The sequence below is a fragment of the Elizabethkingia argenteiflava genome, from assembly GCF_009904105.1.
Taxonomy (GTDB): domain Bacteria; phylum Bacteroidota; class Bacteroidia; order Flavobacteriales; family Weeksellaceae; genus Elizabethkingia; species Elizabethkingia argenteiflava.
Genome location: NZ_JAAABJ010000187.1, coordinates 1 through 12340, shown reverse-complemented (window position 1 = coordinate 12340; position 12340 = coordinate 1). Strand labels below are relative to the sequence as shown.

At 33.7% G+C, this 12340-nt stretch carries 10 protein-coding genes and 1 pseudogene; 6 read left to right on the top strand and 5 right to left on the bottom strand.

Annotated elements, in window-relative coordinates; translation table 11 throughout:
• The first annotated feature begins 219 nt into the window (after window positions 1–219).
• Entirely contained in the window at window positions 220–1458 is a 1239-nt protein-coding gene (locus GNY06_RS01535) for a hypothetical protein (protein ID WP_166518491.1), read from the top strand.
• Window positions 1459–1815: 357 nt separating this feature from the next.
• On the opposite strand, the gene GNY06_RS01530 is transcribed toward GNY06_RS01535, so the two are convergent.
• The 4 genes from GNY06_RS01530 to GNY06_RS01515 all read right to left on the bottom strand — a co-directional run bounded on the left by GNY06_RS01530 (window position 1816) and on the right by GNY06_RS01515 (window position 3929).
• Window positions 1816–2106, bottom strand: a complete 291-nt coding sequence (locus tag GNY06_RS01530) for a hypothetical protein (RefSeq protein WP_166518490.1) — start codon at window positions 2104–2106, stop codon at window positions 1816–1818.
• A gap of 60 nt (window positions 2107–2166) precedes the next feature.
• Window positions 2167–2571 (bottom strand): transposase, encoded by a 405-nt coding sequence (locus tag GNY06_RS01525; protein WP_166518489.1) that lies wholly within the window; start codon window positions 2569–2571, stop codon window positions 2167–2169.
• A gap of 848 nt (window positions 2572–3419) precedes the next feature.
• Entirely contained in the window at window positions 3420–3602 is a 183-nt protein-coding gene (locus GNY06_RS15035; protein ID WP_394350819.1) for a TniB family NTP-binding protein, read from the bottom strand.
• 117 nt (window positions 3603–3719) lie between these two features.
• Window positions 3720–3929, bottom strand: a complete 210-nt coding sequence (locus tag GNY06_RS01515; protein ID WP_166518487.1) for a hypothetical protein — start codon at window positions 3927–3929, stop codon at window positions 3720–3722.
• A gap of 414 nt (window positions 3930–4343) precedes the next feature.
• On the opposite strand from GNY06_RS01515, the gene GNY06_RS01510 reads away from it, so the two are divergent.
• From GNY06_RS01510 to GNY06_RS01490, 5 genes are all read left to right on the top strand, one after another.
• Window positions 4344–6113 (top strand): aminopeptidase P family protein, encoded by a 1770-nt coding sequence (locus GNY06_RS01510; protein WP_166518486.1) that lies wholly within the window; start codon window positions 4344–4346, stop codon window positions 6111–6113.
• 112 nt (window positions 6114–6225) lie between these two features.
• On the top strand, window positions 6226–7611 hold the full coding sequence (mnmE, locus tag GNY06_RS01505; protein ID WP_166518485.1) for a tRNA uridine-5-carboxymethylaminomethyl(34) synthesis GTPase MnmE: 1386 nt from the start codon (window positions 6226–6228) through the stop codon (window positions 7609–7611).
• A 738-nt stretch (window positions 7612–8349) separates the two neighbouring features.
• Entirely contained in the window at window positions 8350–9564 is a 1215-nt protein-coding gene (locus tag GNY06_RS01500; protein WP_166518484.1) for an MFS transporter, read from the top strand.
• 1339 nt (window positions 9565–10903) lie between these two features.
• Complete coding sequence (locus GNY06_RS14745; RefSeq protein WP_317163725.1) at window positions 10904–11224, top strand: DUF5655 domain-containing protein; 321 nt, start codon at window positions 10904–10906, stop codon at window positions 11222–11224.
• Between the two features lie 311 nt (window positions 11225–11535).
• On the top strand, window positions 11536–11865 hold the full coding sequence (locus GNY06_RS01490; protein WP_166518483.1) for a YegP family protein: 330 nt from the start codon (window positions 11536–11538) through the stop codon (window positions 11863–11865).
• Window positions 11866–12009: 144 nt separating this feature from the next.
• Here the strand turns inward: GNY06_RS01490 and GNY06_RS01485 are convergent.
• Window positions 12010–12340: pseudogene (locus GNY06_RS01485) on the bottom strand (IS5/IS1182 family transposase); the annotation flags it as partial.

The following is a 12340-nucleotide window of genomic DNA, read 5'->3' as shown; positions in this document are numbered from 1 at the left end:
TCTTTATATATTGCCATTGGTTTTCAGTTAGATCAGTTAGGTATTTCATTCCTTTTTTTCCAAATATCCAACTTCTGAAAACCTTCCTAACAAAATTTTCTACACAAATTTAAACAGCCTCTAAAAGTAAACTCATATGATTTTTATGACTCGACAGAGTGGAATTTTAATGATATTGTTATAGACGAGATAGCAGAACAAGTCATAAATAAATTTAAGTTGGCAGATATTTATGATTGCAATGGAAAGTTTGTCTGTGACTTAGATATAAATCATAAAAACATAGAAAAAAAAGAAGTGATCTTATCTAATTATAGAAATTTTAAGGTAGGAACTTGCGAAGATTTTTTTTATGGTACTCCTTTTGAAGGCCAAATTAATAATAAAGCTTACTATTCTTTTAACAATAATACATTTATTCCTTTAAGCTTAATTAGCCAGTACTTCTATTATTATTCAACTAAAGTCATTAATATCATTACAGATTTTGAGAAGCTTAACACCGTATTTATAAATAGAAATCTCCCAGAAAATAAATTTACTTTTGATAATACAATTGGAATAGGGCAAAAAGAAGCGAAATTTATTGTTAAATATTGGTTTACAGATATTGATGAAAGTAAAACGGGGATGTATATATTAAGAAAATCAATTAATAATTTTTTTAGTCTATTGAAGAAACAAAAGGATAAAGAAGGACAGATAGCTGGTGAAATTTTTTATAATATTCCTTTCAGATTCCCTATCAAAGCAACTATCATTGGACAAAATATAGCTAAAGACAAGTTTTTTTCTTATCGATTATTTAATGTAGAACCTAATAAAAAAGATTTTTCTTTTTTTATTAATGACCAAGATATTGAACCAATGGCTCTTGTGGATACTCGTTCTGCTGAAAATAATGAAGAGAATTCTGGAACATATACTAATAATATAACAATAGATTGGGTAGAGATATTAGACTTAGTTTCAGACCCACCTATAATTCCTATAAACCCTAATTTAGGAGTTCAAGAAATAACTGTTGATAATGATATTTTTTTACATTCTCCAACTTATAAAAAGACAAAGAAGATACAAAATTATAGAAATTATACAAAAGGTAATACAGTTGTAAATATATTAGAGGCACAAGAGATATTAAATAACCAGACTACAACAGGTAATAGCATCCAGGCTATTGATTATACTTCTATTAAGGAAAATTCTTCTGGTCTTTTTTTGAAAATACTAGAGTATTTAAAAGAAAAAGGAGTAAATATTTTTTTTGCAACAATTAATGATTCAACAGATAATAAGTTTTCATTTTATGGGCCTAATAATTCGAAAATACCATATCTCATAATTGCAATAGCAAATTTGAATAATAGGGAGTTTTTCATTATTGAAACAGGATTATATCCAAATATCGGGATAGTACAAAACTTATCAAATAGACCTGTACAGAAAAAAAAATGATATCGTTCTAGTTAGGCTAATTAAGATACTTGATCACAAAAATGTAAAGTTTAGCCGGAGTTCACTATTTTATGATGGTACACACAGTAAGGAATATCAAAATAAGAAAAAAATATTTGAATATTTAAAAGAGAAAATGCTTTTAGAAGTTTTACAACCAGTTAACCATAGATATAGACTTACTGAAGAATTAACGATCAAAAAAATAGGTGATACTATATATAAGAAAATTAATAAATAAATTTCTTTTCAAACCAATATGGTATCCCAAACTTTTCTGGGTATATATGATTTTGCTATTTTATAATAGTTAAGCTGAATTAGTCAACACTTAACTGTCAGATTAAGTCGGGGCTATTACATCATCAGAGCCGTTGTTGTCAACTTACGCTCCAACTCACGAACCTGTCTTCCTGCAATAGTCTTTAATTTGGACTGGGCTTTACGGGCTTTTGCTTTTCGCTTAGGATGCGTAAAATTATAGGTATTGCACAGCAGATTCTTGCTCACACGTTTATAGCTTTGGCGCTGTTTCATCCCTTCTTTATCTGACAGAGTGTTACAATGATCTATCACTTTTTTATAAAGTTTTGAATCAGTGGGATAGCTGATGTTGTTTTCCTGAACCTTAGTATCGGAGAGAACCATACCTCCTAAAACTTTATCTCCATGAATCTTTACCGAATAAAAAAAAATCTCTTCTATACCTTATTCCCCGATACGCTTACGAAAATGTACAAAATCACTGGGATCACAGGGAAAGCGATGTTCAAAATGAGACAGTCCACAAAAATATTGCATATAGGGATTCATTTTCCAAGCGCCTACCAGGGTTTCCTCTCCAAGGTTATAAAGCCTTTTAAGAAGAAAACAGCCCACCATAAAACGAATAGGCATCGAAGGCTTTCCTGTGTGAGAGTAGTAAACTGAAAATTCATTCTCAAAATAACGCCAATCTATTTTATCTGATAGAGCTACAAGCTCATGACTCATATCTATAAACTCTCTCAACAAAGGACGAAATAATTCTTCCTGATTCTGATTCCCCGATTTTCCCAACATATTTGCAAGATTTTTATTCTTAAAGATACTAAATCCTGCAATAAAATACAAACATTTATAATTTCATTATATTGATATTCAATTGATTATATGTAAATTAAGGAGCGACTAAATAACTTTAAAACAGATTAAGTGTTGACTAATTCATATAATTTCCAATTTAGACATAAAATAGTAGTCGTTAACCTCCGCTTTTGATAATATTTATATTCATTTAAGCATTTTACACAAGCTTGCTGACCATATTTAAATTTCGACCTGTTAACAATTCCAACTGGCAGAACATTTATCGTAATTGTATTGGTTTTAATGTTTTCAAAGGCATACCTCTCGAAAGATTTAAAAAAAAGATCATTAATTTGTAAGGTAGACAATGGATTGTATTTGTAAATTATTTCTATCAAATTATTAGGTGCCAAAATATCAATATCTCTTGTAAAATAGTTTTTTGATTTTGGCAAGAAATTTTTTAAAAAAGTTTGAATTTTAACTTAATAATTAACAGATGGTCTATTAATCCAAGAACTAAATAATTCATTTTTGTTTGATATAAATAGGAAAAAATATCCTTATCAAAAGATTTAATATATACTATTGTTAAAAAAGGCTTTTTTCCTATTTTGTGGAGCAATATAATCTATCTCATTTAATCTATCTAGATTTATTTTTCACTCTGTAAATTAATGGCTAATATGGTTGAGAGCTCTAATATCTTATAAATCTCTCCTATCAAGCCATTCCTCATTAAAAGAATTTTTTTAGATAATTTATCTTCTATGAGATTTGATCTTTTTTTGACTGTAAGAACTTTTTCAAAGCTTGCTAAAAGTCTTTTTTATTCGGTATTATTTTACCATCTGACAAGTATATTAGGCTCAAAACGATTGGATAATTGTGAATCAGTTTTGTATTGCATTGAAGGCTAATTTTGTTCCTGAGCAAACTAGTGGTATATTTAATTCGTTGGATAAATATTTTATAACATTTAAGAATAATCTTTGTTTTGAAATAGTACCAGCAAGAACGTGATTTATTTCATCAATAATCAATACTTTAACTTCAAGTTCTTTTAAAAGATGTATTCAAAATTTGTCCAGAACCTTGTAGAATCATTAAAGGTAGTACAGAGGCGGTAACAAACCGTTTCTTTATACCTTCTCAATGCAATGGCGATCATGTGCTCGCTTTAGAGGTGTACGTTACCCACAGTCAGTTTGTTCAAAATCAGCTTTTATGCATTCCAAGCGTTTTGTTCGTTGGACAGTAATTTCCACTTTAGCTCTATGTTCGGTTAATTTTTTCGCTGTTGTCTCTCTAATACCGCTTGATGTATCAGTTATAAGGGCAACTTTTCCTTTGATATTAAACATAAATCTATTTTTAATTGTTTTGTATGCTACAAATTTCAATCAATTATTTGTTTTGAAAGTAGCCGATATCCGTTTTATATTAGCCAAAATAAGAAAGTTAAACTTAAGTGTCTCCAACGCTATTCTATCTGTTATTTCGCCTTCTTTAATGTAGTATTGTATACATTGAGCCGCTAAAACCCGAGTTACCATTTGTTTTTCTTTAAGCTCTGGTGTTCTGACGTGAAATGTAAAATCATCTTTCTTGTCTTATCGAATGTAAATTAACCGATTATGGTTTTAATTACGATTGAATGCTCTCTTGTTTTTTAGAGCTTTAATCAGTATGGTCCAGGGGAAAGAATAAATTGCCAGATTATCCTCCAGATCTTTCTAGAAGAGATACGGATCATAAATCTTTAGCGATCCATATAGATTTTTGTAACTTGACTCCCTAAAATTAGAACGATAATCATGACTTCAAAAGAAAAAATAGCGGCATTACGGAAATCAATGCAGAGAGATCAGATTGATGCTTTTATTGTCTATTCAGCGGATCCCCATATGAGTGAATATTTTACCGATGAATGGAAGGAGCGTGCTTGGCTTTCGGGTTTTACCGGATCTGCAGGATTTGTAGTGATTACCCTGGAGAAAGCAGGTTTGTGGACCGATGGTCGATATTTTACACAGGCAGCTATAGAGTTGGAAGGTTCAGGTATCGATTTGTTTAAACAAGGAATGCCTGAAACCCCTCACTATATAGACTGGATTATTTCTGAAATTCCTGTGGGCGGGAAAGTGGCTGTGAACGCATTGGCTACCTCTCATAGTGAATGGATAGCCCTTACCGCTAAATTGGATGATCATGGCATGAAGTTGTTGGATTTACCTTTGCTGGAAAATATCTGGATACAGCGTGGTGTGCCGCCTAAAAACCCTATCTATATCCACCCTTTGGAAAGGGCAGGTTGTTCGGTAGAGGAAAAAATAGCCGATATTCGTGAGAAAATGAAAATCCAGAATGCCGATGTACACATCATTTCCAGTTTGGACGATGTGGCTTGGACACTTAACCTTAGGGGGAGTGATGTGGAGTGTAATCCTGTTTTTTTGGCTTATATTATTTTATCACAAACCGAGGTGATGCTGTTTACCGATTTAGATAAGTTAAATGAGGAGGCTCGAAAACAAATGGGAGATGCCGGTGTAAAGCTATTGTCATATGAAGGATTTTTTGAATCCCTAAAAGAAATAAAGCAGCAAAATATACTCATCTCTCCGCATAGCAATCAAGCTATTTTTGAACGTCTTAAAAAGGATAACCGTTTTATAGAAGCTCCCGTACCGGGTAATTTAATGAAGGCACAGAAAAATGAAACGGAATTGGAGGGTTTTCGAAAGGTGATGCTAAGAGATGGTATTGCAATGGTGAAATTCCTTTATTGGCTTACCCATAGGGTGGGAAAAGAAGCTATGAATGAATATAGCATTGGGGAGAAGCTGAGAAGCTTTCGTGCCGAGGGCCAAAATTTTGTGGGTGAAAGTTTTAGTAGCATTATAGGATACCAGGAGAATGGAGCTATTATCCATTATTCTGCAAAAAAAGACAGTTGTAAATCCGTTATTCCAGAGGGTAGTATTCTGATTGATTCTGGAGGTCAATATCTGGAAGGTACTACCGATATTACCCGTACCTGGGCTCTGGGGGCGATTAGCGAAGCTTTTAAAAGGGATGCTACACTGGTGTTACAAGGTATGATTCGCCTCTCCATGCTGAAGTTTCCGAGAGGAACACGTGGGGTGCAGCTGGATGCTTTTGCCCGACAACCTTTATGGCAAGAAGGTAAGGATTATAACCATGGCACCGGCCATGGTGTAGGTAGTTTTATGAATGTTCATGAAGGACCTCAGAATTTTCGAAAAGACCTCAACCCACAGGAATTGCTTCCAGGCATGGTCTTATCCAATGAGCCGGGATATTATATAGAGCAACAGTATGGTATTCGCCATGAAAATTTGATCGTGGTAAAAGAGATAGAAACCACCCAATGGAATAGTTTTTATGTATTTGAGACGCTCACGCTGTGTCCTTTTTTAAAGGATATTATAGTTAAGGAAATGCTTTCTGCAGAAGAGCTGCAGTGGTTGAATGCTTATCATAAAACCTGTGAGAAAAAACTAGCCCCTCATCTTGAAGCACCCGTTAAAGATTGGTTTTTGAAACTGGTAAGTCCGTTGTAATCCCGATTGTTTTAGAGGATAAAAATCCCATCAGCGTTAAGGCGATGGGATTTTTTATGGGGATACAGGAATTGGCTTACGGAAAGCGATTTAAAAGCTGTAAATTTGTCCTATGAAAAACGATACGATCTGCGCTTTGGCAACGGCAAATGGAATGGGAGCTATAGGGATTATCAGAATATCTGGAGATGAAGCTTTTAGTATTGTAAACCGTGTGTTTAAAGGTGACGACCTGGAGAAGGTATCGTCTCATACCATACATTACGGCTTTATAAAAGATGTAGATGAAGTGATCGATGAGGTGATGGTATCGGTTTTTCATGCACCCAAAACCTTCACAACAGAAGATTCCGTAGAAATATCCTTTCACGGATCTCCTCATATTGCCAAAAGAATATTGGAAGTTTTGATTAAAAATGGTGCGCGTATGGCTAAAGCGGGGGAGTTTAGCCTAAGGGCCTTTATGCATGGAAGGATAGATCTTTCGCAGGCAGAGTCTATTGCAGATCTCATTGCCTCTGAGAATGAGGCCTCCAGGAAGGTAGCTTTGAACCAGCTCAAAGGTGGAATTTCCCAAGAGATCTCCTTGTTGAGAAGCGATTTGCTGAATTTTACCTCCCTGATAGAACTCGAGTTGGATTTTTCAGAGGAAGATGTGGAGTTTGCAGACAGAACAGCACTCTTGCATTTGCTCAATAAAATAGAACTGAAACTGAAATCTTTGATTGACAGTTTTCAGTATGGAAATGCCCTGAAAAATGGTACAGCAGTGGCCATTATGGGCAAACCCAACGCCGGAAAGTCTACACTCTTAAATGCTTTGTTGAAAGAGGAACGGGCTATTGTTAGCAATATTGCCGGAACGACGCGCGATACCATTGAGGAAGTACTGCACATTAAGGGCCATGCCTTTCGACTGATCGACACAGCGGGATTGCGTGATACTGTGGATGAAATAGAGGCGATTGGTGTGCAAAAAGCCAGAGAAAAGGTGGCTCAGGCAGAAGTATTGGTTTATTTGGCGGATATAGGAACTCAGGATTTTTCAGAGGATTTTAATATGCTGAAATCTCTTTTGAGAGAAGGCTTGAAGTTGATTATTTGTCTTACAAAAACGGATAAGGAGCAGCATTTGGTTTTCGATAGTATAGAGGAATCTTTCCGCAAGGCCATACAATATTCTTTTGATCTGATTAAGATCTCTGTCTTGGAGAATAGTAATATTCAGGTGCTTAAAGATGAGCTCTCATCTTATGTGGAACAGCTGAAATCTGAAACTTCTAATGTGGTGATCACCAATCAGCGACATTTTGAGGCTTTACAAAAGTCTTTGGAGGCCGTAGTTCGTGTGAAGGAGGCTGTAGATGCCGCAATTACTACCGAACTCCTCGCTTATGAACTCCGAAATGCTATAGAAGCCCTTGGGGAAATATCGGGTGAGTTTACCAATGATGAAATCCTGGGGAATATTTTCTCTAAGTTTTGTATCGGGAAATAAATTTAGTTTCTTTTACTTGATTTACATTAAGTTAATCAGATTTTATATTACTTTTTTCCGACGGAGTATAAAAAGACCACTAAAATGATCTGATGAATGGGATGATAATAGATGGTATGCTTTATTTTTCAGGATGTGGTAAGTATGTATAAATTTTCCTCTCAAGAAGTCTTACATTTGGTTGAAAATGAAAGCAGTATCTTCTTTCATACAGGCTTCCATCAAAGAGGTGTCAAAAAATTGAATGCAGCATCACTATATGATTAAAAGTATAAAGAGGACTGGTTTTTAAAACTATTGTTATTTTGTTGTAAAATAGCTTAGCATATTTGCTTTATTCATGAAGCATTATACTGTGTTGATTTTTTGTAGTTTTGTAGTTCACCAGATAAAAGAAGATGTTGGAGATGTGCTATTTTTCAACACAAACTTTGGTTTTTTTTATCATTGTGCAGAAGCCTGGGTGAAAGATACCCTCCCTTTATATTATATAGGGCATAATTGCGAAGGGAGAAGAGAAGTTAAAAAAAACATTTACACTTGAGATTCTAGTTTTTGAAATCATTAAAACTCTATTTTCTTGAATTTTATAAGACACAATTAGTAGGGCGAGTCGTGCATAGGGTGTAAGTTCAGCTTTTATAAGCTTAAAAATGTAAATTACAGAAAAAGTGGGATAAATCGCTCAGATCATTCTACTAAACTTATAGATATAGTTTATCAATTATTAAAAACATAATGCAATCTACAAGAGCTATGAGCCAGCAAACACAGGTACAAAAAACGATTTACGTCATCCTATTTATGATTAGTTTTTCCCATTTATTTAATGATTTAATGCAATCTATTATTCCCTCTGTTTATCCGGTTATAAAAGAGAAATACCACTTCTCATTTACCCAGATAGGTATTATCACGTTTACCTTTCAGTGTACAGCCTCTATTTTACAGCCCTTTATTGGTGCGTATACAGATAAAAAACCCAAGCCTTTTTCTTTAATGCTGGCCATGTCTTTCACTCTAATAGGGCTGATCACTTTAGCCTATGCTTCCAGTTTTTATTTCTTTCTTATTGCTGTAGCTCTTGTAGGGCTTGGTTCATCCGTATTTCATCCTGAAGCATCAAGAGTTGCTTATTTAGCATCAGGAGGCAAAAAAGGTTTGGCACAATCTATTTTTCAAGTAGGAGGCAATACAGGCACGGCGTTGGGTCCCCTTTTAGCAGCCTTGGTCATCATTTCCTATGGGCAAATTTCAATTCTTTGGTTTGGTATTATTCCCATGATCGGTATGCCTGTCTTATTTTTTATAGGCAAGTGGTATAGAAATAGATTGGAGCTAAGAAAAAATAATTTAAGTAATATCGTATTAGAAGCAGCGCCTGAACTCTCCAGGAGGCGGGTTAAATTATCCATTGGTATTTTGCTGATTTTGGTTTTCTCAAAATATATTTACATGAGTAGTATGACCAATTATTATACTTTTTTTTTAATTGATAAATTTGGATTATCCATTCGTGAATCTCAATATTACCTTTTCGCATTTCTATTTGCTGTAGCATTGGGAACTATAATTGGAGGTCCTTTGGGCGACCGCTTTGGAAGAAAATATGTTATTTGGTTCTCAATACTCGGGGCTGCTCCCTTTGCCTTACTTCTTCCCTATGCAAGTTTTTTCTGGACAGTTGTATTGGCGATTATTATAGGATTCGTCTTAGCTTCTGCTTTTTCGGCAATTCTGGTGTTTGCCACCGATTTAATGCCTGGCAAAACGGGAACAATTGCGGGGTTGTTCTTTGGTTTTATGTTTGGAATCGCAGGGATGGGGGCTGCAGTACTCGGAAAAGTGGCTGATCTAACTTCTATAGCTTATGTATTTAAGCTATGTGCCTTTCTCCCGTTAATAGGTGTTATAACAGTTTTTCTACCCAACGTAAATAAAGCCGTATCTTAAAAAATATAAGCGATTAATGACATTATTTTATAGAGGACAGAGAAGCGCTAAAATTCTTGCTACCCCGAGAGAATTAACAAATAAACGAAGGGCTATCCCGTTATTTTGGTATTGAAAAATAGTCGCACAGCCTGTGTAAAGAAGAATACCTTCATTAGAATGGACTTCCTGGCTTTGAGCAGAAAGGAAATAGGGTTATTTGGAGAAAAAAGCTAAAAAAGTATGTGCAGTAAGGCGTTTAAATGAGGAGTATTTTCGGAGCAACGAAGAGGAGTGCTGTGTCATAAGTATTCCTTTTTTAATATAAATATTTGTATTTCACCTGCATAAAATATAAATCATAGACTGAAATTCCTTTTGAATTTCATATGAAAACAAGCAAATGGATTTACTTATAGAATACATAAAGATCAAAATTCATCCTTTAAATACGTATAGCTTTTGTGGCACATTCACTCAAATTTTAGGATAAATGAAGAGTACTTTTGATGTGGGCATTAAAAGATTTTTCAAACTATCAAAAATAGTAATATGTTTTTAAGCGTGGTGGTTAACCAATATGCGGTAAGCGGCACTTGGGATATAAATAATATTATTATTACCTTTCGCGTAAAAATTAAAAATAAGGACTGCAGGAACTTCGTGTGGAGATGAAAAACGACTGTCTCAATACGCATAAACCCTCGCATCCTCCCTTATAAATGAATTCATTTATAAGGGAGGGGGTATTTTTAAATAAAAGTATTTAACAAAAAAATGAATTTATTTACACAATATAAAAATTAACTGACGCAGCTAAAAGAAAAACCTTTTAAGCTTGAAAGTCATATACAAAAGATATGTGAGCAAAATTTGGCAGCAGTTTCGGGGCTTCAATTCATCACATCCGAATTTACGATTAAAAATAACCGCATTGATACCTTAGCTTTTATAGTGAAAGTAAGGCTTTTGTAATTATTGAATACAAACGAAGTCAGAATTACAGTATTATTGATCAAGGTATTTCACATCTTAATTTAATGTTGGAATATAAAGCAGATTTATTGTAGAGTATAACGAAATACAAAAAGACAATCTAAAGCGTACAGAGGTTAACTGATCTCAATCTAAGGTTATTTTTGTTTCTCCCTATTTTAATGATTTTCAAAAGCAATCCTCCAATTTTAAGGACTTACCGATTGAGCTTTCGGAAATAAAACAGTTTGAGGAAGGTATAGTAGCCATTAATCCTATCAAAAAATCCAAATCAGCACCCAGTATTAAACAGGTAAAGGATAGTGCTGATTCACAAATCAGCAAGATTGTTAAAGATATAAAAGTATATACTGAAGAGGACCATTTGGCAGGTAAGAGTGATACGGTGGTAGAATTGTATGAAAGGTTTAAAAATGCTATTCTCAATTTAGTTCCTGATTTGGGGATAGAATTTAGAAAGCTTTATATCGCATTTAAGAAAACTAAAAATATTACAGATATAGTTATTTACAAAAATGGAATAAAAATTTTTATCAATCTTAAATCAGGCGAGTTAGATGATCCTAAGAAAATCATGAGAGATGTTTCCAGTATAGGCCATTGGGGTAACGGTGATTATGAAATCCTTGTTAAGGATACTAAGAATTTAGAATATATTATGAGTTTGATAAAACAAGCATTGTAAAGAATAGTCGAATAAAAACACCTCTACCAACAAGATCAAAGTTCCGTATTTCCGGATTATTGAAAATAAAATTCGATAAGGCTAGAGTTTATTTTTTTAAGTTAATTGAATAGAATATTTGTTTTTATTGCAAATGTTCTGGCTTGGTTTTCATTAAGATTGAGTCCAGCTAAAAGTAAAATATTCTCTATAATTCGATTATGGTTATTTTTTTATGTTAAATGATATATCGTTAAATATATTTATAAAAAACATTTTATAACTTTATATTAAGACAAGTATAAGCGTATTCATAATTAAAAAAAATAACTATGGCAAAGTATCTTATCAGAAAATCTACCAATGGACAATATTGGTGGGTATTAAAAGCCGGAAATGGCGAAACTATTTTAACCAGCGAAACCTATACCACCAAGCAAAATTGCTTAAAAGGTGTGGAAAGCAGTAAGGTGAATATAGCCGATGGTAATTTTAAAATCTTAACATCGGTTAGAAATGATCCGTATTTTACACAAAGAGCGGGTAATCACCAAGTATTAGGGACGAGCCAGATGTATTCCTCTACTCATGCAAGGGATATCGGTATTTCCAGTGTAAAAAATAATGCACCTATTGCTGTTATAGAGGATTTAACCCAATAATTTCTGAGTATGGAGAGACATCCAAAGAGCTAAAAACAGCTTAGGACTCGTATAAACGAGTCTTATGCACACAAGGTTAATAGAGTTTTTATCAGTCATTGATAACTATTCCCTTTTTAATTGTATAATTCATAATGAACTTGTTTAAACTATTAGTTTTCTGAGGAATAAAATAACAAAAGCAATATAATGCAAAGCATTCCAAGTTATTACAGAAGTTTCAAATCGTATTAATAATGCTTTGAAACTATCCAGCCAAGCATTTGCTTTCTCTATTTTGAACCTTCGTTTATATAATTCTTCATCAAAACAATAATAATTCTTGGCTGTTTTATTATTCCTGAGATGGGTTTTAATATTGGCGATTATTTCTTCTTTTTCTAAGATTTGTCTTAAATTCTCACTGTCAAATCCTGCATCAGCATTCAGAAACAATTCTTTATGATCTATTTCTACTTCGCTTAGAAGTGACAGA